This window comes from Duganella sp. Leaf126, assembly GCF_001423125.1.
Taxonomy (GTDB): Bacteria; Pseudomonadota; Gammaproteobacteria; order Burkholderiales; family Burkholderiaceae_D; genus Rugamonas.
This window is the reverse complement of record NZ_LMNW01000032.1, coordinates 209,538-230,547: the sequence shown is the minus strand read 5'-3', so window position 1 is coordinate 230,547 and position 21,010 is coordinate 209,538. Positions and strand designations below refer to the sequence as shown.

The 21,010-nt window shown below is 64.0% G+C and carries 18 protein-coding genes and 1 pseudogene; 8 read left to right on the top strand and 11 right to left on the bottom strand.

Annotated elements, in window-relative coordinates; translation table 11 throughout:
• Positions 1–3 precede the first annotated feature (3 nt).
• Positions 4–1,026, top strand: a complete 1,023-nt coding sequence (locus tag ASF61_RS17805; RefSeq protein WP_056158808.1) for a succinylglutamate desuccinylase — start codon at positions 4–6, stop codon at positions 1,024–1,026.
• 23 nt (positions 1,027–1,049) lie between these two features.
• Here ASF61_RS17805 and ASF61_RS24350 read toward each other — a convergent pair whose 3' ends face one another.
• Positions 1,050–1,178, bottom strand: coding sequence for a hypothetical protein (locus ASF61_RS24350; RefSeq protein ID WP_255354579.1), 129 nt, complete (start codon positions 1,176–1,178; stop codon positions 1,050–1,052).
• Between the two features lie 247 nt (positions 1,179–1,425).
• Between ASF61_RS24350 and ASF61_RS17800 the strand changes: the two genes are divergently transcribed.
• Positions 1,426–2,895: an APC family permease gene (locus ASF61_RS17800; protein WP_056158805.1), complete on the top strand. Its 1,470-nt coding sequence runs from the start codon at positions 1,426–1,428 to the stop codon at positions 2,893–2,895.
• A gap of 213 nt (positions 2,896–3,108) precedes the next feature.
• Here ASF61_RS17800 and ASF61_RS17795 read toward each other — a convergent pair whose 3' ends face one another.
• The 3 genes from ASF61_RS17795 to ASF61_RS17785 all read right to left on the bottom strand — a co-directional run bounded on the left by ASF61_RS17795 (position 3,109) and on the right by ASF61_RS17785 (position 7,424).
• Complete coding sequence (locus ASF61_RS17795) at positions 3,109–3,345, bottom strand: hypothetical protein (protein WP_056158802.1); 237 nt, start codon at positions 3,343–3,345, stop codon at positions 3,109–3,111.
• A gap of 167 nt (positions 3,346–3,512) precedes the next feature.
• A complete protein-coding gene (locus ASF61_RS17790) occupies positions 3,513–5,657 on the bottom strand; it encodes an FUSC family membrane protein (protein ID WP_056158800.1) in 2,145 nt (714 codons plus the stop codon).
• A gap of 90 nt (positions 5,658–5,747) precedes the next feature.
• Positions 5,748–7,424 carry a M14 family zinc carboxypeptidase gene (locus ASF61_RS17785; protein ID WP_373994559.1) on the bottom strand — a complete coding sequence of 559 codons (1,677 nt, stop codon included), beginning with the start codon at positions 7,422–7,424 and terminating at the stop codon, positions 5,748–5,750.
• Between the two features lie 206 nt (positions 7,425–7,630).
• Here ASF61_RS17785 and ASF61_RS23815 point away from each other — a divergent pair, with 206 nt between their 5' ends.
• Positions 7,631–8,971, top strand: coding sequence for a hypothetical protein (locus ASF61_RS23815; RefSeq protein ID WP_200919898.1), 1,341 nt, complete (start codon positions 7,631–7,633; stop codon positions 8,969–8,971).
• Between the two features lie 67 nt (positions 8,972–9,038).
• Here the strand turns inward: ASF61_RS23815 and ASF61_RS17770 are convergent, their stop codons facing one another.
• Complete coding sequence (locus ASF61_RS17770) at positions 9,039–9,605, bottom strand: NADPH-dependent FMN reductase (protein ID WP_056158792.1); 567 nt, start codon at positions 9,603–9,605, stop codon at positions 9,039–9,041.
• A gap of 316 nt (positions 9,606–9,921) precedes the next feature.
• On the opposite strand from ASF61_RS17770, the gene ASF61_RS24205 reads away from it, so the two are divergent.
• Both ASF61_RS24205 and ASF61_RS17765 read left to right on the top strand, forming a co-directional pair.
• Entirely contained in the window at positions 9,922–10,251 is a 330-nt protein-coding gene (locus ASF61_RS24205) for a patatin-like phospholipase family protein (RefSeq protein WP_229205907.1), read from the top strand.
• Positions 10,158–10,964 carry a patatin-like phospholipase family protein gene (locus ASF61_RS17765; protein WP_056158788.1) on the top strand — a complete coding sequence of 269 codons (807 nt, stop codon included), beginning with the start codon at positions 10,158–10,160 and terminating at the stop codon, positions 10,962–10,964. Before ASF61_RS24205 ends, ASF61_RS17765 begins: the two co-directional genes overlap by 94 nt.
• 307 nt (positions 10,965–11,271) lie before the next feature.
• Here ASF61_RS17765 and ASF61_RS24415 read toward each other — a convergent pair whose 3' ends face one another.
• Positions 11,272–12,921 carry a methyl-accepting chemotaxis protein gene (locus ASF61_RS24415; protein WP_304438309.1) on the bottom strand — a complete coding sequence of 550 codons (1,650 nt, stop codon included), beginning with the start codon at positions 12,919–12,921 and terminating at the stop codon, positions 11,272–11,274.
• A gap of 161 nt (positions 12,922–13,082) precedes the next feature.
• Here ASF61_RS24415 and ASF61_RS17755 point away from each other — a divergent pair, with 161 nt between their 5' ends.
• Positions 13,083–13,829, top strand: coding sequence for a GAF domain-containing protein (locus ASF61_RS17755; RefSeq protein WP_056158782.1), 747 nt, complete (start codon positions 13,083–13,085; stop codon positions 13,827–13,829).
• Positions 13,830–13,882: 53 nt separating this feature from the next.
• Here the strand turns inward: ASF61_RS17755 and ASF61_RS17750 are convergent, their stop codons facing one another.
• The 5 genes and pseudogenes from ASF61_RS17750 to purB form a co-directional block, all read right to left on the bottom strand.
• Positions 13,883–16,042, bottom strand: coding sequence for a S46 family peptidase (locus tag ASF61_RS17750; protein ID WP_056158779.1), 2,160 nt, complete (start codon positions 16,040–16,042; stop codon positions 13,883–13,885).
• A gap of 115 nt (positions 16,043–16,157) precedes the next feature.
• A pseudogene (locus ASF61_RS17745) lies at positions 16,158–16,352 on the bottom strand (YceI family protein); the annotation flags it as partial.
• Between the two features lie 53 nt (positions 16,353–16,405).
• Positions 16,406–16,957, bottom strand: a complete 552-nt coding sequence (locus ASF61_RS17740; RefSeq protein ID WP_056158774.1) for a YceI family protein — start codon at positions 16,955–16,957, stop codon at positions 16,406–16,408.
• A gap of 32 nt (positions 16,958–16,989) precedes the next feature.
• Entirely contained in the window at positions 16,990–17,517 is a 528-nt protein-coding gene (locus ASF61_RS17735; RefSeq protein ID WP_056158772.1) for a cytochrome b, read from the bottom strand.
• Between the two features lie 274 nt (positions 17,518–17,791).
• Complete coding sequence (gene purB / locus ASF61_RS17730; RefSeq protein WP_056158768.1) at positions 17,792–19,168, bottom strand: adenylosuccinate lyase; 1,377 nt, start codon at positions 19,166–19,168, stop codon at positions 17,792–17,794.
• Positions 19,169–19,299: 131 nt separating this feature from the next.
• On the opposite strand from purB, the gene ASF61_RS17725 reads away from it, so the two are divergent.
• Both ASF61_RS17725 and ASF61_RS17720 read left to right on the top strand, forming a co-directional pair.
• Positions 19,300–19,908: a glutathione S-transferase N-terminal domain-containing protein gene (locus tag ASF61_RS17725; RefSeq protein WP_056158765.1), complete on the top strand. Its 609-nt coding sequence runs from the start codon at positions 19,300–19,302 to the stop codon at positions 19,906–19,908.
• Between the two features lie 4 nt (positions 19,909–19,912).
• The gene (locus ASF61_RS17720; protein WP_056158762.1) at positions 19,913–20,971 is read left to right on the top strand and encodes a LacI family DNA-binding transcriptional regulator; all 1,059 of its coding nucleotides are present in this window, start codon (positions 19,913–19,915) and stop codon (positions 20,969–20,971) included.
• Positions 20,972–21,010 lie beyond the last annotated feature (39 nt).

Sequence of the window (21,010 nt, the reverse complement as noted above, 5' to 3'; positions counted from 1 at the left end):
CGCATGAACGGCCACACACCGTCCTCCGCAGCGCTGCCTGCTGCCTTGCCCGAGCCGGTGCGGGCGCTGGCGCAGGCCGACTTCGGCGCCGTGGCCGACCGCTTCGCTGCGGCCGGCTTCGCGGTGGCGCAGCCGGCCGACGGCATCCTCACCATCAAGGGCGCCGGGACGCGCGCCGACAGCCGGCCGGCGCTGCTCATTTCGGTGGGGGTGCACGGCGACGAGACGGGACCGATCGAAATGGTCGCCTACCTGCTCGACGCGCTGGCGCGCGACGCGGCCAGCCTGGCGGTCGACCTGATGCTATGCGTGGGCAATATCGGCGCCATCCGCGCCGGCAAGCGCTTCATCGACGCCGATCTGAACCGCATGTTCCGCGCCGAACGCGGCACGCTGGCCGGCACCGCGGAAGCGGCGCGCGCCGACCAGCTGATCGCTGCCACCAGCGCCTTCTTTGCCGATGCGGGACCGGTGCGCTGGCACCTGGACCTGCACACGGCGATCCGGCCGTCGGTCTACCCGACGTTTGCCATCGTCCCCGAGATCATCGCCGAGCAGCCGCGCCGCGCGCTGATCGACTGGCTGGGCGCAGCCGGCATCGGCGCCGTGATCATGAATCCGGCGTCGGTCGGGACCTACAGTTATTATTCGGCCGAGCACCACGCGGCCGCAGGCACCACGGTGGAACTGGGGCGCATCGGCACGCTGGGCCAGAACGACCTGGCGCAGTTTGCCGATGCGTCGCAGGCGCTCGACAATTTGCTGCGCGGCGTCGCCACCGCAGGCAGCGGCCGTCAGCCGCATGTGTTCCACACGGCGCGCCAGATCATCAAGCTGAGCGACCAGTTCCGCATGGCCTTCGGCAAGGACACCCACAATTTCACGGCGCTGCGCCAGGGCGAGGAAATCGCCCGCGACGGCGACACCGTGTACCGGGTGCAGCACCCGGAAGAACTGGTGGTCTTTCCGAACCCCGATGTGCGGGTAGGGCTGCGGGCAGGGTTGATGGTGGTGCGGGTGAGCTAAAGCCTGCTGCGCACCGGTTGCGGTCAGTTCCTGACGATCAGCACGGCAGCGAGCGTGGCGGCAAAGCCGAGCAGCGCAGCTGCCAGGCCCACGGCCGGGTGCACGCGGCGGGAAACGGTGGGAATGTGGGAGTGGATTTTTTTAACCGGCATACAACGATCTCCTGAGGGTCTTGTCTGAGTGTTTTTTTTTGCTGCAAACCAGGGTCCAGCGTAGCGTGCGCGGGCTGCGCGATCTACTGGTTCGCTGTATCAAAAGTAAGCATCTGTAACCACAATAGCATTGTTGCCACATGATTTAAGTTGTATAGATCACACAAAAGAACTTTCTTGGGGGAAGGCGTAAAGGCCTATAATCGCTTAGTTTTTTGCCTGAACATATCTCCCACAAGGAATCACTGTGAATCAAACGCTGGTCCAGAAGCTGACCCGTACCAAGCCAGTTGCTCCCCCCGTCGAACAAGCCGATCACGCGCCTTCCGCCAACCGCCTGCACCGCTCGATGGGCCTGTTTCCGCTGACCATGATCGGCGTCGGCGCCACCATCGGCACCGGTATTTTCTTCACGATGGTCGAAGCCGTTCCCAAGGCCGGGCCTTCCGTGGTGCTGTCGTTCCTGATCGCAGCCATCACGGCGGGCCTGACCGCCCTGTGCTATGCCGAGCTGTCGTTCCGCATCCCCGCCTCCGGTTCGTCGTACTCGTTCGCCTATGCCACGGTCGGCGAATTCCTGGCCTTTATCATGGCCGCCTGCTTGCTGCTCGAATATGGACTGGCGGCCAGCGCCACGGCCATCGGCTGGTCCGACTACCTGAACAATTTCCTCAACAACGCTTTCGGCTGGCATATCCCGGAGATGCTGCGTTCGCCGATGATCGTGGCCACGGCCAGCCACGGAATTACGTTCCAGCCGGGCCACATCAACCTGCCGCCGATCTTGCTGGTCTGCCTGTGCTGCGTGCTGCTGATCCGTGGCACCAAGGAGTCGGCCACCACCAACGCCATCATGGTGCTGATCAAGCTGGCGATCCTGGTGTTTTTCATCGTGATCGCGTTTTCAGGGTTCGACATCAATAACTTCCACCCGTTCTTCAGCCCCGACAACGGCGTCCATTACACCGGCATGGCCGGCGTGACAGCGGCTGCTGCCACCGTGTTCTTCTCGTTCATCGGCCTCGACACCGTGGCCACGGCCGGCGAGGAAGTGCGCAATCCGACCCGCAACGTGCCGGTCGGTATTTTGTCGGCATTGGCCATCGTCACCGTGTTTTACATGCTGGTGGCATTTGCTGCCATGGGCGCGCAGCCGGCGTCCAAGTTCGCCGGCCAGGAGGCGGGCCTGGCTGTGATTCTGCAGAACGTGACCGGCAAGACCTGGCCGGCGCTGGTGCTGGCGGCGGGCGCCGTGATCTCGGTTTTCAGCGTGACGCTGGTGACGATCTACGGCCAGACCCGCATCCTGTACGCGATTTCCAAGGACGGGCTGATCTCGAAGACTTTTCAGAAGGTCAACCCGCGCACGGCATCGCCCGTGCACAACACGCTGATCGTGTGCCTGGTGGTGGGCCTGGTGGCCGGCTTTGTCGATGCGACGTTCCTGTGGGACATGGTCAGCATGGGCACCCTGACCGCCTTTATCGTGGTGTCGCTGGCGGTGCCGGTGTTGCGCTACAAGCAGCGCGCCAACCCGACCCCCGGTTTCCGTGTTCCCGGCGGCGCCTACCTGGTGCCGGGACTCAGCATCGCTGCCTGCCTGTACCTGATGTTCGGCCTGTCGCTGACCACGTACACGATCTTTGCGATCTGGATGTCGGCTGCCGTGATCACCTATCTGTTGTATGGCATGCGCAACTCGCGGCTGAATAAATAGCAGGTAAACGCAAGACGTTAAAAAGCCCCGGTCCGCTTGCGCGGCCGGGGCTTTTGCCCATCTGCAGAAGACTGCAGAGCGATATTATTTGCCTGGATTGGCGCCGAGGTAGAGGCGCAGGGCGACAGCGGTCAGGGCAACGGCGACTGGCAGGTTTTCGATAATGGTCAGCATGTTATTTCTCCTCGATGCGGTCAATGGAATACGGCAGGATCAGGCGCGGGCAGCGGCGTAGCGCAGTTCCGACGCCAGGCTGGGCGAGTGCGCAGCTGCGTCGCTGGCGGCGCTGCTCAGCCACAGGGCGGCTTCTTCGCTGCTATCCTGAGCAACGGTCACGTCAGCAGCGTGGTGCTTGCCGACCAGCGAAGCGAACAACTGGCGCACGGCTTTGGTAACGTCGCTGGCGAAATCGTTAACATTGGTGTGGTAGTTGAAGATCGTGGTGGTCATGAGCAGCTCCTTGTGAATGTCCGTTTGATGCAGTGCAGTATGCGCCTCTCAGAGAAATAAATATACTTTCATTTTGTGATGCATGTGATACGAAAACCGTATAACTTCATACTGTTGCCGTACGGTATGATATTCATGTGGCTTATATGTGCCTGCAACTTTATAAGTCAGGCAATGTTGCGCAGCACGGCGCGGCTGTAGCCGATGATCTTGACGGCGTCGGCCTGTAACAGGCGGATCCGGCGCTGCACCAGCGGCCAGCCCGACCACGGCACCGGCGCCGTCTCGGGTGCCGTTTGCTGCGTGTCGGTGGTTACATAGGCTGCGTGCGGATCGAGCGCGTGGCCCAGGATGCGCACCACCTGGTCGTGGCTGACACCGAGCATGGCGTTGACCGGTTCGCTTGGCAGCTCCACCACGTGGCGGCGCAGGATGGCGCGCAGCGCGGCCACGTGCGCCACCAGCAGGTAGTTCTGCACGATGAACAGGTTGATGTCTTCGACTGCGCGGCGCTTGCTGGCCGGCTCGTCGAGCATGCGCACCAGCGCCGAGCTGAGCGCGGCCAGGCTGTCCATCAGGCGCTTGCGTTCGATGCGGTAGGCGAAATCGTCTTTGCACTTGCCCTGCAGCAGGTCGAAGGCGGCCTGCATATAGCGCAGGTTGACCTCCAGTACCTCGCGCACCAGCCGCGGCACGCTCTGGTACTCCCAGTTGGCCAGCACGAAGCTGAAGGCGGTGGCGACCGCCGCGCCGATGAAGGTATCGACCAGGCGCTCCATGATCAGGTTGTTGTTGCCCGGGGCGATCAGGTGCATCTGCAGCAAGATCATGATCGACACGGCCACCGCCGCGTAGCGGTAGCGCAGGTAGATGAAGGTGGGCGTGGCCACCGTGGCCACCACCAGCACGGCCAGGATCACGGCCATGCTGTCGACGACATGCAGCACCAGCGCCGTGATCACGCAGCCGATGATGGTGCCGATGATGCGGTCGCTGCGGCGCTGCTTGGTCATGCTGAAGCTGGGCTTGAGGATGATGACGATGGTCAGCACGATCCAGTAGCTGTGCGCCGCATACGGCAGCTGCGCCGCCACCGCCAGCCCGACCGAGATCGCCATCGCCACCCGCAGCGAAAAGCGGAAGATCGGCGAGTCCAGCCGCAGGTGCGACAAGATCATGCGCAGCTCGTACTTCTGCTGCGACAGGAACGGCCCCATGTCGGCATCGACCCAGAACGGCGTGGTGGCATACGCTTTCTGGCTGGCCTGGTGCAGCTCGCCTATCATCTTGATGATGGCGCGGATCTTGTTGCGCTGCGCGCGCAGCACGGCCAGCGCTTCCTGCTCCGGCTTGCCGGCGGCGATGCGCGCCTGCAGGGCCGCCAGTTCGGTCTCGATGGCCTCGAGTTCGGCGTCATAGGTCACTTCCGGGTATGAGGCTTTTTTGCGGGTGACGTCGTAGGCCACCGATTCGATATCGCGCGCGCACTTGAAGGCCAGGTCGTGCAGGGTTTTCATCACGGGCGAATCGGCCAGGTGCAGGCGCAGCTGCGCGTAGTCGGTGTGGGTGGACAGCACCAGCTCGTACAGGTCGAGCATGCATACGTGGGTCTGCACCACGATGGCGTCCTTGGCGTTCAGGTGGGCGCGCAGGATCAGGTCGCGCGACGCTTGCTGGCGGTCGGCCAGCACGCTTTGCTGGCGCACCAGCTTGTTGAACTGCTCGTTGAGGTTGTAGCGGGTGTCGTAGAAATCGGCCTTGATGTCGATGTAGTGGGCCAGTTCGAACAGGGCCTCGGCCAGCACCTGCTGCTTGATGCGGTGGCGCAGCACCCACGACACCGCCATCGCATACGCCAGGTAGGCCACCGCACCCGTGGTGAACCAGGCAGTGTGGACGAAGGACTGCCGCATCGTCATCGAGTGTTCCATCGACATGGTCATGATGAACAGCGTGGCCAGTTGCAGCGGCATCGACTTTTTGCCGTACACCACCATCATGCAGGCAAAAAAGCTGACCAGCACCAGCATGATCATCAGCAGCCAGTGCAGCGGCGCGCACAGGCTGATCACCAGCGTCACCGCGCTGCATAGCAGGACCGAGGCGCTCATTTCGTTGAACTTGTGGCGCAGCGGGCTCGGCATGTCCATCAGCGCCGTGCACAGCGCGCCGATACACACGGTCATCGCTGTGTGCATGTCGGTCAGGTGCAGCGTGAGCACGGTGACGCCGACCAGGCCGGCGGCAAAGCGCAGGCCCAGGTAAAAATAATGGCTGTAGAAAAACGTGCGCAGGTTGAGTGCGTAATGCATGCGGTGACCTTGTGGGCGGCAGAACGGGCGGCAAGCTGCACGCGGCGGGATCGCCGCTGCGTGCAGCGTAAAAATCGGCGGCGGGCGCGCTTAGAAGACCGACAGCACCGGGTAGCGGCGCCATTCCGGTTCCGCGTGACGCTGGCCGTGTTCGAAAATAAAGCCGAGTACGGCATCCTGTTGCGACAGCAGCGCCGGGTTGGCGGTCTTCCAGGCCTCGAATGCCGCGTTCAATGCCGGCTCGGCGGCGAGCATCTCCAGCGCCAGGTCTTCGAACACGTAATCCGAATACGCTTCCTTCTTCTCCAGCACGCTGTTGAAGAATCCCCAGCGGAAGAACGAGTCGTGGCCCAGCGGTTCCAGCGTTTCCACCGCGTAGCGGGCGTTGTACTGCTTGAGCGGGATGAACCAGTCGCCGGCCTGCACCGTAAAACTGCCGGTGCGCGTCTCCAGCACGACATCGTCGTGGTACAGGTGGCCTTCGTAAGCATGCGGGCGCGACGTCACCGACGCCACGTGGTAGTACTGGGCCTCGATGGTGGCCGGCGCGTCGAACGGCGCCATTTCCACGTTGTTCCACTTCAGGCGCTCGATCACTTCGCGCCACGCCTGCGGCACGATATAGCCTTTCGGTGCGCGCACGGTGGCGTCGGGCACGAAGGTATTGAAATAGGCGATGTCCTTTTCCCACGGCGCGCTGCGGTCGTACGACAGGCGCTGGTAGTGGCCCAGCAGGCTGGCGCTGCGGCGCGCGGTATAGCCGTGGAAGCGGAAGGTGGACGGCTTGCTCTCATCCATCTTCCAGTGCACGGGGAAGGTGGTGGCGTTGGCTGCCTGTTCGCGGGCCTCGGCGCGCAGCTGCATGATCTGTGCGCCGTGGGCGGTGGTAAATGCCATGGTCACGTCCAGCAACGCGCGCATCGATGCGTAGCGGTCCTTGAACGGCTTGAGCATATGGGTTTCCGGCATGAAGCCGATCACGTGGTGCAGGGCTGCAAAGCCGGTGGAAAAGCGCGGCACTTCGAGGAACTCGGCGATGCCGTCGTCGGGCGTGTCGTGCACCGGATTGACGTACGGGCAGGTGGGCCAGCCCTGGGCTGCCATCTGCGCGTAGATGTGCGGCAGCATGGTGTCGCGCAGGAAGGGGCCGAGACCATAGCCGAGCTTGTCCGCCTGGGTATGGATCAGCGTCATCGTGTACGGGTAGTCGGCGCCGTTGGACGTGTGGGTATCGACCATCACGTCCGGGTCCCAGGTACTGAGCAGCTGGTTGAACAGCTGGGCGTTCAGGGTGTCGCACTTGATGAAGTCGCGGTTCAGGTCGAGGTGACGGCTGTTGCCGCGGAAGCCGAACTGTTCGGGACCATCCTGGTTCACGCGCGACGTGTTGGAGCGGTTCAGCGCGCCATCGACGTTGTAAAGGGGCACAAACAACAGCACCGTGGTGCCGAGCGCCGCCAGTTTGGCGGGATCGAAACACAGGTCGCGCACGATGGCCATGCAGGCATCGACGCCTTCCGGCTCGCCGGGGTGGATGCCGTTGTTGTTGAAGAACACCGGGCGGCCCTGCGCCTTGATCAAGTGGCGGTCGAACACGCCATCGGCGCTGACCACGCCCGCGTGGATCGCCACGCCGCCATCGGACACGCCGATCTGCTCGAAACGCAAGACTTGCGGGAAGCGCTGCGCCAGTTGCTCGTAGAAGGCGATGCATTCGCTCCACAAGGTGGTCTGGTTCTGGTTGCCCTGTTCATAGGGTGTCGGCATTTCTGGGTGCATGGCGGTCTGGTTCTCAGGGAGCATGGTGGGAGTGCGTGCGGTGTGCCTCGTGAGCAGGTGGGCACGTTTCAAGCGCAGGATTGTATCATCGCTGCCCGTTTTTTGAGCGCTGGCGACGCAGTGATTGCGTTGCTTCAAGGAAAAAAATCAGCGTCGATGGTGTACTGCGCCATGCTCAGCAACGGGAGGTGGTCATGCACAACAGACTCGGGACGACGGCGGCCATGGCTGCAAGCGTGGTGGTGCTGGCGCTGGCATGCCGGGCGGGGCTGGCCCAGGTGGGACCGCGCTATGCAATACAGATGAAGGCGCCACCGCAATCGCAACTGCTGTCGCAGCAGGGCCGGATAGCGCCGGCAGGCAACGGGCTGGCACTGATCCGCTATCAGGGACTGACGCTGCTGGTCGTGGACGCCGATGCCGACGCCTACACCGCCGAGGCAGTGCGGGGCTGGCCGGCCGCCGACTTGCTGGTGCTGACACCGGCCAGCCCGGGCCGCTACGGCGGCCTGGCGCCACTGGCGTCGCTGCACGGCCTGGGCGTGGTATTGCCGGAGGCCAGCGGCGAGCTGGCGGTGCCGGGGGCAGGGCACGACAAGGAGTTAGAACAGGAGCCGGGACAGGAGCCGGGACAGGAGCAGACGAAGGGGCACGAGAAGGAGCCGCGGCAGGAGCATGGGTCGAGGCAAAAGCAGGGGCAGGGGACGCAGCAAGGGCAAGGAATGCGGCAAGGACAAGGCATGCTGCAAGCGCAGGGAATGCAGCAAGGGCAGGGAACGGAGCAAGGGCAGGGAAAGCAGCAGGGGCAAGGAACGCAGCAGGGGCAGGGAACACAGCAAGGGCAGGGAACACAGCAGGAGCAGGGAACGCAGCAAGGGCATGGTCAGGTGCCGGGCCGAGGGCAGGGGCCGCGCTGGTATCCGCTGCACGTCTGGGATGCGCTGCACCTGCGCCAGGGCAAAACGTCGCTGCGCATCACGGCAATGCCCGGCGCCGTGCCGGGCGGGCCGGGCGCTGGGCATGTGGCAGGTTTCGTGATGGAGCTTGGCGATGGCCGGGCGTCGTATCGCATCTATTTGAGTTGCACGCCGCTCGCAGACGACGCAGCGCTCACCTTGCCCGACCGGCTGCCGGGCGCCGACCTGGCGCTGGCGCCGGCACCGGGGGGATTCCGGTTGCTACCGTTGCGATCCGTCCGCGCAGCGCGCCGCTTGCCACCGGCGCGACAGCTGCAACGGGCGGCTGCGCCACCGCCGACGGCGGTACGCACGCCATCGGCTGCCGCGCTTACCTCATCGGCGGCAGCGCTTACCCCATCGGCAGCAATGCTTACGCCATCGGCGGCAGCGCTTACCCCGTCGGCGGCAGCGCTTACCCCATCGGCAGCAATACTTACGCCATCGGCGGCAGCGCTTACCTCATCTACAGCAGCGCTCCCCCCTTCGGCGGCAGCGCCTGTGTCGTCCGCAGCAGCACCCACCTCAGCAGCAGCACTCACGCCAGCCGGCTACGCTTTTACAGCGCTACGGCGTTAGCCGGCAACACCGGCAGACGCGGCAGCGAAGGGCTGCAGATACCGGGGCGCCGACGCGATCCAAGAACTTATTTCTTGGCGTTGGTCTCGGCCCATGCCGCGTACGCCTCGATGAATTTCTTCAGGAATTTTTTGGTGTCTTCATTGCTGACCTTGCCGTCGTCGCCGAGCAGCTTGGCGGCACTGCCGATGTACATTTCCGGCTGTTGCAGTACCGGCATGTCGAGGAAGACCAGCGACTGGCGCAGATGGTGGTTGGCGCCGAACGCGCCGGTGGTGCCCGGGGTCACGCTGACCACACCGGCCGGTTTGCCGGACCAGACGCTGCTGCCATACGGACGCGAACCGACATCGAGCGCGTTCTTCAGGGCGGCGGTGGTGGAGCGGTTGTACTCGGGGGTGAAGAACAGGACGCCATCGAATTCCTGCATGCGCTGGCGGAACTGGGTCCAGGCCTGCGGCGGCACTGCGCCGTCCTCATCGAGGTCCTGGTTGTACATGGCCAGCTCGCCGATTTCGACGATCTCCAGACTCAACGACGCCGGCGCCAGCGCCATGACTTCGTGGGCAAATTTACGGTTCAGCGACTCCTTGCGCAGGCTGCCGATGATGACAGCAATTTTCTTGGCGGACATACGAACTCCTGTAGGTTGGAAGAGAAAGACAGCACCGCACTGTAACCGATCACCCCCCTCCCGCGTCGCCCCCCAGCTTCGCGGGCAGATCCGAATGCCGTGAAGTTAAGGGCTTCATCGCCGTCGTACCCGCGCAGGCGGTTACCCAGGTGCGATCCGACATTCAGACACGCGCCCCATACTTGTATGGTCCGGTCCCGGGCCGAACGCCCGAGCGGGCTGTCGCAACGCCCGCCAAGCCTGGTCGTCTGGTGCGCCGCAGCCGGGGATTTTTGGGTATGGTCGGTAGAACGATGTCGCCTGGGCAGGAGCGGATATGGATAGCTGGAACAGCGAGGGGAGTAGGGCGGTGAGCCTGGGCCTGCAGGGGGCCGGTACGTATGGGGCATTCACCTGGGGGGTGCTCGACCGCCTGCTCGATGAAGACGACCTGGTGTTCGACAAACTCAGCGGCAGCAGCTCGGGCGCCATCAACGCGGTGGTGCTGGCCGATGGCTATGCCTACGGTGGCGGGCGGCGCTGCGCCGGTACTGGACCGCGCTGGGCCAGGCCATGTCGCTCAGCCCGCTGCAGCGGACGCCGTTCGATTACCTGGCCGGCAACTGGACGCTTGAATATTCGCCGGCCTACCACTTGCTGGAAATGAGTGCGGCATTGCACGGGCCGGTAAAGGAAACGCCGTTTACCCAGAATCCGCTGCGCAATCTGCTGACCACGCTGGTCGATTTCGAGCGCGTGCGCGGCTGCACCGAGCTGCAACTGTTTATTGCCGCCACCAATGTCCGCACCGGCGCCGCGCGCATCTTCACCCGCACCGAGCTCGATCCGCAGCGGGTGCTGGCGTCGGCCTGCCTGCCCACCGTGTTTGCTGCTGTCGAGGTCGATGGCGAAAGCTACTGGGACGGCAGTTTCGTTGCCAACCCGCCGCTGGCGCCGTTGCTCGAGCATGGTGCGCGCGACATCATCGTGGTACAAAACAATCCGGTCGCGCGCAGCCAGGTGCCGCGCAGCGTGGCCGACATTGCCAACCGCACCAACGAAATCGCCTTCAATATCAGTTTCCTGCGCGAGCTGGCCGCCTTGCAGCATAAACAGGGTTTGCCGGCTGGCGAGCGCGGCGACGGCATGGTGTTCGAGCAGCCCCGCGTGCACGTCATCAGCGGCATCGGCCAACTGGCCGATTACAGTATTTCAAGCAAGCTCAACGGCGAGCTGGGGTTTCTGCTGCATCTGCACGCGGCAGGCCGCGCAGCGGCAGACGACTGGCTGCGCCATCACGCGCACGCGCTAGGCCGGTCCGCGCCGGTGGTGCCGGCGACGGCGTTCGGTGCGCACACCGACAGAGGGGCATCAAGGTAAGACGCGTCGCGCAAGCACGCACGGCAAGCGACGCGCTCAAGGCCGGAAGCGCAGCAGGCGCAGGATGCGCGGGATACGTGCTAAGCGCAGCAAGCCTACGTCACGCGAGGAACCCATGTGGCGCGAGTAACACGCGTCACGTAAGGGGCACGCGGTGCGCAAGGGGCGCGCGTCGCGCGAGAAGCGCAAGTCAAGCGTGGAGCAGGCGCGCGCAAAGAACACGCGTTCTGCAACAGCGTCACGCCAAAGTCCCCGTCACTCAAGGAGCGCATGACAGAACGAGATCCGCCCGGCGCTCCCGGTGTTGTCAGCCGTGCTGCAGGCGCAGGCCTGCGGTGCGCGGGCTGCGCGCGATACTAGTGGCGCGGGCGGAGCTGCCCGCTGCTGGCGCGCCCGTTACGCCGTCGAGCTGGAACACGCTGACCACGGTTTCCAGACCCTGGGCGCTCTCGTGCAGCGAGTCGGAGGCGGCAGTCGCTTCTTCGACCAGCGCCATGTTTTGCTGGGTCAGGCCGTCCATTTGCACGATGGCCGCGCGGATCTGGTCCAGGCCGCTGGCCTGTTCCTGGCTGGCGCTGGTGATTTCGCCCATGATGCCGGTCACGCGCTGTACGCTGCCCACGATTTCCTGCATGGTCGCGCCGGTCTGATCCACCAGTCGCGCACCGCTGCCCACCTTGTCCACCGAGTCTTCAATGAGCGCCTTGATTTCGTGCGCTGCCGCTGCCGAGCGCTGCGCCAGGTTGCGTACTTCCGAAGCCACCACCGCGAAACCGCGGCCCTGCTCGCCGGCACGGGCCGCTTCCACGGCCGCGTTCAGCGCCAGGATGTTGGTCTGGAAGGCGATGCCGTCGATGACGCTGATGATGTCGGCGATCTTGTTCGAGGATGCGCTGATCGAGCCCATGGTCTCGACCACCTGCGCCACCAGCGCACCGCCCTTGACTGCCACCTCGGAGGCCGACAGCGCCAGGGTGTTGGCCTGGCGTGCGCTGTCGGCGTTCTGCTTGACGGTGGACGTCAATTCCTCCATCGACGACGAGGTTTCTTCCAGCGACGCCGCCTGCTCTGCCGACCGTTGCGACAGGTCGTGGTTGCCGGCCGCAATCTGCGCCGAGGCGCTGGCCATGTGGGTGGTATTGCCGCGCACTTCCGCCACGATGCCGGCCAGGTTGCCTTTCATGGTGTCGAGCGCGGTGAGCAGGGTGCCGATTTCGTTGGTGCTGTGGATGGCGGCGCTACCGCGCAGGTCGCCGGCCGCTACCCGCTCGGCAATCGTCATCGCTTCCTGCAGCGGCTGGGCGATGGCCTTGATCAGCAGGTAGCCGATCGCCAGCGTCAGCAGGGCGCCCAGGATCAGGACGGCAATGGTGCTGTAGCGCATGGTCGAGAGGCTGTCCTGCACGGTGTCGTGATTGGCTGCAGCGCGCTCGTCGCTGAATTTTTTCAGGGCCGTCATCGCCACGTCGCCCACGCGGTAGGTCGGATTGATCTTCTTGATCAGCACCAGTTCGGCACCGTCCCAGTCGCCGTTCCGGATGGCCGCCACGGCGGCCGCAATGTGCGCCAGTCCCAGGCCGTCGCTGCTGCTGTACCACGCCTGCGCCAGCTTCTTTTGTTCCTCGTTGTCGATGCTGTCGATGTAGCGCTGCCAGCGGTCCTTGATGCGCTGGCTCGATGCCTCGATGATGCCCCAGTGAACGTCGAGCGCGTGGTCATGCAGCTTGGCCCATTCGAACTCGGTGTTGTGCTGCAGTGCCTGCAATATCTGGCTGCGGTTGGTTTCCATATCGAGCCGGATCGCGTTGCGCTCGCCGGAACGGGCCTGATCGGCCAGCGTGATCTCGGTCAGCAGATCGACCGAGCGGTTGGCCGCATACATGCCGTAGCCGCCGATTAACAGGATGACAGCCATCAGCGCTGCCAGCGCTGCGATGACCAGGTGTTTGATTTTCATATTGGACAGCATGGATGGGCCCGGAATTTAGTTGTACGAGATTAATTGATGTTGCACTATAGCATCAAAAAATCGATTTCAGCAGATTTTCCTATTGAATTCTGCAGTTTTGTCACCTGCCTGTCCTTGTTTCGCTACATTGCTTGGGTTAAAGTCCCCCCATGCCTACCACACCACTTTCGTCGCAGCCGGCAGCGCCGTCCGAACCCCAGACCATTCTCACTAGCAAGGGCGTAGCCGACTTGCTCGGCATTTCCATCTCGACCGCGCAGTTGTGGATGGAAAACGGCAACCTGCCTTCCTGGAAAACGCCGGGCGGACACCGCCGCGTGCACCTGTCGTCGGTCCAGCGTCTGCAGCAGCGCCTGGCGCACCAGGCCGGGTATGGCCAGACCGACGTCGTGCCCGTGCGCGCCGAACGCCGCGATCCTGCTGAGCTGTCGCGGCTGGCGGCGGTGGCGCGGTCGGGTTTGAGCGATGGTCAGCTCGCGCGCATGTTCGACCCGCTGACCTGGCTGGCCGCGACGGTCACGGCGGCGCCGATCGCCTTGCTGACGCTGGTCACCGACGCGCAGCAGCTGTTCTTGTCGCGCCATGGCGTGACGATGACGGCGACCCCGCGCGACTGGGCCTTCTGCAATTACACGATCGCCCAGGACGACATGTTCTTCGTTACCGACACGCTCGACGATGCGCGCTTTCGCGACAATCCGCTGGTGACGGGCGAACCCCATATGCGTTTTTATGCGGGCGTGCCGCTGGTCGATGCCGACGGTTACAAGCTCGGTTCGCTGTGCGTGATCGATACCGAACCGCGCCGGCTGACCGGCCAGCAGGCGCGGGCCCTGCGCGAGCTGGCCGACATCGCCTGCCGCGAAATCACCGTGCGCGGCCTGCTGAAACCATAAAAAAAACCACGCCGCGTTGCCGGGGCGTGGTCGGGGACTGTCAGCGTGAACGCTTATTCGGCGTGCATTTCCTTGAGCAGGTTGTCAGCGTGGTCCACGTACTTCATGTTCCACAGGATGTAGCGCAGGTCCACCTGGATCGAGCGCGTCATCGCCTTGTTGAAGTCCCAGTCCGAGATGATCGAATCGAGCGTGCCGTCAAACGCCAGGCCGATCCATTCACCCTTGCTGTTGAGCGCGGCCGAGCCGGAGTTGCCGCCCGTGATGTCGAGCGTGGCCAGGTAGGCGACCGGCACCGACTTGAGCACCGGATCGACATAGTTGCCGAACTGCTTGGCCTTGATCGCGTCCAGCTGCGCTTTCGGCGCGTTGAATTCGCCGGTGCCGGTGGCCTTGGCGGCGACGCCGGCAACGGTGGTGAACGCTTTCCAGTCGGTGCCGTCTGAACCGGGCTTGCGGCCGGCGATCTTGCCGAAGGTCACGCGCAGCGTGCTGTTGGCGTCCGGGTACACGGCCTGGCCCTTGCTGTTCATGTAGGCGATCTTGGCCTTCATGTAATTGGCGTATGAGGCCTGCAGCTTGCCGGCCAGGTCTTCTTCCCGTTCTTCGTCTTTCAGGTCGGGGCCGTACAGCGCCACGGCAGCCTTGATGAAGCTGTCGTCGCTGGCCTTGAAGTCGGCCGGCTGCTTGTCGAGCCAGGCCGTGCGCACGGCAACGTCGCCGAGCTTGCTGCCGGCGTACAGCTTGTCCAGCGCGGCCTGCAGGTCGGCGCGGCTCATGCCGTCCTTGATGCCGACCACGCTGTCGAAGGCGGCATTGCGCTCGGCGGCCGGCTGCGCGGCGTACTTGCTCAGGCTGTTCATCACCAGCGCCTTGTCCACCTTCTCGTCGTAGTTGCGCACCAGCGCGGCCACGCTCGACTTGATGCGCGGCACGTCGCGGACCTGGTAGCCGGACTTGCGCTCGGCATCGGGCTTGGTGTTTTCGTTGGACAGGCGGTACAGCATGCGCGCCGTGTTCAGCAGGCGCGGCTTGGACGTCGACAGGAAGTAGTCGCGCTTGGTTTCGGCGTCGCGCTCGGCGATCAGCTGTTCGACGGCAGCGATGTCGGCGCCGTATTCCTGCTTGCGGGCAGCGTCGGCATTGATCCACTGCTTGAGCGCTTCATGCTCGGCGGTCTTGCGGGCCAGCATGTCGCTGCCCGCGTACGAGTCGAGCATGCCCTGGCGGTTCTTGTAGTAGTTGTTGATGCCGGCCACCTGCGAGGCATACTTGAGCGCGGTGTCCTTGTTGTCCTTGGTGGTCTCGGCGATGATGGCCAGGCTCTCGGCCGACGATTTGACGAACGCCGGATAGCTCCAGTCGAAGGTGAACGCCACTTCCGACGGCAGGCGGTGACGGTTGGTGCGGCCCGGGTAGCCGAGCACCATGACGAAGTCGCCTTCCTTCACGCCCTGCTTGGCCAGCTTCAGGTAATGCTGCGGCACGTAAGGCACGTTGTCCTTGCTGTAGTCGGCAGCCTTGCCATCCTTGCTGACGTAGGCGCGGTAGAAGCCGTAGTCGCCCGTGTGGCGCGGCCACATCCAGTTGTCGGTGTCGCCGCCGAATTTGCCCACGCCGGCCGGCGGCGCATGCACCAGGCGCACGTCGCGGATTTCCAGCTGCTTGATCAGGTAGAACGCCAGGCCGCCGTAGAACGACGACACGGTGCAGCGGTGGCCGGCGTCTTTTTCGCACTCGGCCTGCAGGGTCTTGGTATTGTTCTCGATCGCGTCGAGGCGGGCCTTGCCTTCCAGCTTGGCGACGGCCGGGGTGATGATCTGCTTGCTGACATCGGTCACCGCCTTGGTAACGAAGATGCGGCTGCCCGGTGCGGCCGGCAATTCTTCGCCGAGGGTCTTGGCCAGGAAACCGTTGGCCAGCAGGTCGCGCTCGGGCGTGGAATTGTGGGCCACGCTGCCATACACGCAGTGGTGGTTGGTGGCGACCAGGCCTTGCGGCGAGACGAACGACGCCGAGCAGCCGCCGAGGCTGACGATGGCGCCCATCGGGAATTCGGTCAGCTTGGTCAGCGAGGCCGGGTCCAGCGCCAGGCCGGCTGCCTTCAGTTGTTTGGCTACCTGTGGCAGCTGTTGTGGCATCCACATGCCTTCGTCGGCGTGGGCGGCCGCAGTGGTGCTCAGGATGGCGAGCGCGATCAGTGTCTTGTGCATTGTCTTGGTTCGTTTTCCAAAATGGTGACGGGGAACAGCGGGCCAAGTATAGCAATAAAAAAAGCCCTGCCAACCGCCATGGCGGAGGGCAGGGCCGGGCGCTGCCGGCAGCAGATCAGTCGGTCTTGATGGCTTCGATCTGGATCGCCAGCTTCACGTCGGGCGAGAACGCGGGCAGGCCCATGTCGAGGCCGAAGTCGCTGCGCTTGAACTCGGCGGTGGCGTTTGCGCCGCACACTTCCTTCTTGTAGCGCGGATGCATGCTGCACTTGAACTTGTCGAGCTTCAGCGCCACCGGCCGGGTGACGCCCTGTGGCGATCAGCAACTTCAGCGTCATGCGGCCCGCTGGGGGGGCTACGTACTTAGCCGGCCACGATGTGGAACTTGATGACCACGTCGTCGGCCACCATGCTGGTGTCCTTCCACTCGCCTTCGCCGATGTTGTACGCCAGGCGCTTGATCGGCAGGGCGCCGTCGAACACCTGCTTGCCGCCCTCGGTCTTCACGGTCAGCGGGAACGACACGTCGGTGGTCTTGCCCTTGATGGTCAGCTTGCCGGTCACGGTCAGCTTGCCGGCGCCGGCCGACTTGATCGCGCTCGAGACGAACGTCGCTTTCGGGAACTGGGCGGCGTTGAACCATTCTTTCTTGGCCACTTCCTTGTTGTAGTCGGCGTCGCCCATGTCGAGGCTGGCCGTTTCCACTTCCACCGCCGCTTTCGAGGCGTCCGGCTTGGCCGCATCGTAGTCGATGGTGGCGGTGAATTTCTTGAACTTGGCGTCCATCGGCACGTTCATCTGCTTGAAGGTGGCCGACACGGTCGACTTGGCCGGATCGGTTTTCAGCACGGCGGCGCCGGCGATCAGGCTCACGCCGAGCAGGGAGGTCAGGGCAATCTTGTTGAGGGTTTTCATGGCAGGCTCCAGTCAGTAGAAAAAGTAAGACATCAAAACGGCGACATGCGTTTGAGCGTGACGTCGCGGTCGATAAAGTGGTGCTTGAGTGCGGCCAGGGCATGGGCCACGACAGCGGCCGCCATGGTCATCACCAGCACGTAGTGCACGGTGGCCAGCAGCGCCTTCAGTTGCGGGTCGGGCGCGATGATGGTCGGCAGTTGCACCAGCTTCAGGTACACCACCGGCACCCCGGCCGCGCTGCTGTACAGGTAGCCGGAAATCGGCGCGGCAAACATCAGGAAGTACAGCAGGTAGTGCATGGCCTCGGCCAGCTTGTGCTGGAGCGGGGCAATGCTGGCCAGCGCTGCGGGCGGACGGTGCGTCAGGCGCCACAGCAGGCGGATCGCGACCAGGCCCAGCACCGTCACGCCCAGCCATTTATGCCAGGAGAAGTACTTGAGCTTGGTAGGCGAGAAGCCGGGAATGGCGACCATGGTCAGCCCGAGGAAAAAGGCCGAGACGATCAGCAGGGCGATCAGCCAATGCAACAGCATGGCGGTCTTGGTATAGCGTTGCATAGATGCTCCAGAAATTAGTACGTGTTAGGACTAAATCGGACTATAGCAAAGAAATAGTTCTTTGGCTTAACTATGTATTAAACCAGGAAAACAAAAAGCCCCCGGAACTTGCGTTGCGGGGGCCAGTGTTGCGAGCGTCAGCGATTGCCAAGGCGCCTCGAAAACCGTAGCGAGCGCTTCGTTATCGTCGGCAGTAGCGCAAGCGTACGGACGTACGTTGAGCAACGCAGCGGCGATAGCGGGGCGCGCAGTAGGTTTATCGAGGTTCCTTTCATCAGATCGCTTTTGCCAGCGTTGCGGCGATGCCGATGTAGTTGGCCGGCGTCATCGCCAGCAAGCCATCCTTGGCTTCTTGCGGAATCGCCAGGCCGGTGATGAAGTCGCGCAGCGCGTCTTTCGAGATGCCCTTGCCGCGCGTGAGTTCCTTCAGCTGCTCGTACGGGTTCTCGATGCCGTAGCGGCGCATCACCGTTTGCACCGGCTCGGCCAGCACTTCCCAGTTGGCGTCGAGGTCGCCAGCGAGGCGCTGCGGATTGACTTCCAGCTTGTTCAGGCCGCGCAGGCAGCTGTCGTAGGCCAGCAGCGTGTAGCCGAGGCCCACGCCGATATTGCGCAGCACGGTCGAATCGGTCAAATCGCGCTGCAGGCGCGAGACCGGCAGCTTCTCGGCCAGGTGCTTGAGCACGGCGTTGGCCAGGCCCAGGTTGCCCTCGGAGTTCTCGAAGTCGATCGGGTTGACCTTGTGCGGCATGGTGGACGAGCCGATCTCGCCGGCTTTGAGCTTCTGCTTGAAGTAGCCGAGCGACACATAGCTCCAGATGTCGCGGTTCAGGTCCAGCAGGATGGTATTGGCGCGGGCGAAGGCGTCGAACAGTTCGGCCATGTAGTCGTGCGGTTCGATCTGGATCGTGTACGGGTTGAACACCAGGCCCAGGCGCGATTCGATCACGTCGCGCGAAAATGCCGGCCAGTCGAACGACGGGTAGGCCGACAGGTGGGCGTTGTAGTTGCCGACCGCGCCGTTCATCTTGCCGAGGATTTCGACCTGTTCGATGCGCCTGATCGCGCGCTGCAGGCGCGCCACGACGTTGGCCATTTCCTTGCCCAGGGTGGTCGGGCTGGCGGTCTGGCCGTGGGTGCGCGAGAGCATCGGCAGTTCGGCGTTGGCGTGGGCGATCTCGGTCAGCTTGGCCACCACGTTGCGCAGCGACGGCAGCATCACGGTGTCGCGCGCAGCCTTGAGCATCATGCCGTGCGAGGTGTTGTTGATGTCTTCCGAGGTGCAGGCGAAGTGGATGAACTCGGAGGCGGCCACCAGTTCCGGCACATCCTTGACCTGTTCCTTGAGCCAGTACTCGACCGCCTTGACGTCGTGGTTGGTGACGGCTTCGATTTCCTTGATGCGGGCAGCGTCCTGCTCGGTAAAGCCGGAGGCGATCTTGTCGAGCAGGGCCGAGCCTTCGGCCGAGAACGGCTTGATCTCGGCGAAGCCGGCCAGCGACAGCGCCTGCAGCCACGCGATCTCGACCTTCACGCGGTGGTGCATGAAGCCCGCTTCGGACAGGATGGGACGCAGCAGATCGGTTTTTCCGGCGTAGCGGCCGTCCAGCGGGGACAGCGCCGACAGCGTGGAGTAAGGAGTAGTGGTCATGATGGCAGGGGTGGGTGAAAAATGCGCAAAGGCAGATTTTACCATCGGTGGCGCGTGCGGCCGCCAGCCGCTGCTTGCCAATGTTATACTCGTTCTCGACCTCGGACCTTCAACCCCTATCTTCGTTTGCCATGAAACTCATCGGTTCCCTTGCCAGTCCTTATGTCCGCAAAGTACGTGTCGTGCTGGCCGAGAAAAAACTCGACTACCAGTTCGAACTGGAAAATGTCTGGGCGGCCGATACCATCATCAGCAAGCTCAATCCGCTGGGCAAAGTACCCAGCCTGGTCATGGACGACGGCTCGGTGATGATCGATTCGCGCGTGATGGTCGAGTACCTCGACACCCTCACGCCCGTGTGCAAGCTGCTGCCTGCCAACAGCCGCGACCGCGCCGACGTCAAGTGCTGGGAAGCGCTGGCCGACGGCATCCTCGACGCTGCCGTCACCGTGCGCCTCGAGCGCCTGCGCCCGATCGAGCTGCAAAGCGAGGACTGGGTGGCGCGCCAGATGAACAAGGTCAACCTGGGCCTGGCCGCGCTGTCGGACAAGCTCGGCGACCTGCCTTACTGCACCGGCAAAAACTACTCGCTGGCCGACGTCGCTGTCGGCTGTGCACTGGGCTGGCTGGCGTTCCGCTTCCCCGCCATCGCCTGGCGCGACGAGCACGCCAACCTGGCGCGCTTGTTCGACAAGCTGTCCGAGCGCCAGTCGTTCAAGGACACTTTCCCGGCCGTCTGAGTCCATGGCCGATACGCCACCGGCGGACGACAGCAGCCGTTCCGCCGCCCAGCAGCGCCGCCTGCAGATGGCCGACATCGCCCGCCTGGCCGGCGTGTCGACGTCCACCGTGTCGCGCGCACTGGCCGGTAGCAAACTGGTCAGCGAAGAGACGCGGTTGCGCATCATGGAACTGGCCCGCTCGCTCAAGTACACGATCAATATCGGCGCGCAAAACCTGCGCCTCAAGCAGAACCGCACCATCGGCGTGGTGATCCCGTACGACCAGAACACGCGCCAGCACCTGTCCGATCCGTTCTTCCTCGGCATGCTGGGCAGCCTGGCCGATGCGCTGACCGACCTCGGCTTCGACATGCTGGTCTCGCGCGTGGACGCCGACGAACTCGACGCGGCCGCTGCACCGTTTGACACCGGCCGCGTGATCGGCATCGTGCTGATCGGCCAGTGGCGCCACCACGACCAGCTCAACCAGCTGGCCGCGCGCCACGTGCCGATCGTGGTGTGGGGCGCGCAGCTGCCGCAGCAGCTGTACTGCACGGTCGGCGGCGACAACGTCACCGGCGGCGCGCTGGCCGTGGCGCACCTGCTGGAACAGGGCCGGCGCCGCATCGCCTTTTTTGGCGACCCCAACCTGCCCGAAGTGGGCCTGCGCTACGAAGGCTACTGCCGCGCACTGCAGCGCGCCGGCATCGCGATCGACGCCGACCTGCTGGTGCCGGCCTCGTTCCTGCCCGAAAGCGGGCGCCAGGCCGTCGAGGAACTGCTGCGCCGGGGCGTGGCGTTCGACGCCATCTTTGCCGGCTCCGACCTGCTGGCCATGATGGCGATCAACGCCATGCGCGAGCACGGCCTGTTCGTGCCGGGGCAGGTGGCCGTGGTCGGCTACGACGACATCGAACTGTCGAGCTATTTCCACCCACCGCTGACCACCGTCCGCCAGCCGATCCGCGAAGCCGGGCGGGCGCTGGTGGCCGCGCTGCTGGAACTGATCGACGGCCGCGAAGCGCCGTCACAACAATTGCAGACCACGCTGGTCGTGCGCAGCAGCAGCCGGACCGTCTGACAGTCTCAGCACTGTAGGGTTTATGCAACCGATTGCAAG

Excerpts from the sequence above, each read along its gene's own strand:
- ASF61_RS17805 (WP_056158808.1), top strand. The coding sequence starts at position 4 with ATGAACGGCCACACACCGTCCTCCGCAGCGCTGCCTGCTGCCTTGCCC.
- ASF61_RS24350 (WP_255354579.1), bottom strand. The coding sequence starts at position 1,178 with ATGCCGGTTAAAAAAATCCACTCCCACATTCCCACCGTTTCCCGCCGC.
- ASF61_RS17795 (WP_056158802.1), bottom strand. The coding sequence starts at position 3,345 with ATGACCACCACGATCTTCAACTACCACACCAATGTTAACGATTTCGCC.
- ASF61_RS17790 (WP_056158800.1), bottom strand. The coding sequence starts at position 5,657 with ATGCATTACGCACTCAACCTGCGCACGTTTTTCTACAGCCATTATTTT.
- ASF61_RS17785 (WP_373994559.1), bottom strand. The coding sequence starts at position 7,424 with ATGCCGACACCCTATGAACAGGGCAACCAGAACCAGACCACCTTGTGG.
- ASF61_RS23815 (WP_200919898.1), top strand. The coding sequence starts at position 7,631 with ATGCACAACAGACTCGGGACGACGGCGGCCATGGCTGCAAGCGTGGTG.
- ASF61_RS17770 (WP_056158792.1), bottom strand. The coding sequence starts at position 9,605 with ATGTCCGCCAAGAAAATTGCTGTCATCATCGGCAGCCTGCGCAAGGAG.
- ASF61_RS24205 (WP_229205907.1), top strand. The coding sequence starts at position 9,922 with ATGGATAGCTGGAACAGCGAGGGGAGTAGGGCGGTGAGCCTGGGCCTG.
- ASF61_RS17765 (WP_056158788.1), top strand. The coding sequence starts at position 10,158 with ATGTCGCTCAGCCCGCTGCAGCGGACGCCGTTCGATTACCTGGCCGGC.
- ASF61_RS24415 (WP_304438309.1), bottom strand. The coding sequence starts at position 12,921 with ATGAAAATCAAACACCTGGTCATCGCAGCGCTGGCAGCGCTGATGGCT.
- ASF61_RS17755 (WP_056158782.1), top strand. The coding sequence starts at position 13,083 with ATGCCTACCACACCACTTTCGTCGCAGCCGGCAGCGCCGTCCGAACCC.
- ASF61_RS17750 (WP_056158779.1), bottom strand. The coding sequence starts at position 16,042 with ATGCACAAGACACTGATCGCGCTCGCCATCCTGAGCACCACTGCGGCC.
- ASF61_RS17740 (WP_056158774.1), bottom strand. The coding sequence starts at position 16,957 with ATGAAAACCCTCAACAAGATTGCCCTGACCTCCCTGCTCGGCGTGAGC.
- ASF61_RS17735 (WP_056158772.1), bottom strand. The coding sequence starts at position 17,517 with ATGCAACGCTATACCAAGACCGCCATGCTGTTGCATTGGCTGATCGCC.
- purB (WP_056158768.1), bottom strand. The coding sequence starts at position 19,168 with ATGACCACTACTCCTTACTCCACGCTGTCGGCGCTGTCCCCGCTGGAC.
- ASF61_RS17725 (WP_056158765.1), top strand. The coding sequence starts at position 19,300 with ATGAAACTCATCGGTTCCCTTGCCAGTCCTTATGTCCGCAAAGTACGT.
- ASF61_RS17720 (WP_056158762.1), top strand. The coding sequence starts at position 19,913 with ATGGCCGATACGCCACCGGCGGACGACAGCAGCCGTTCCGCCGCCCAG.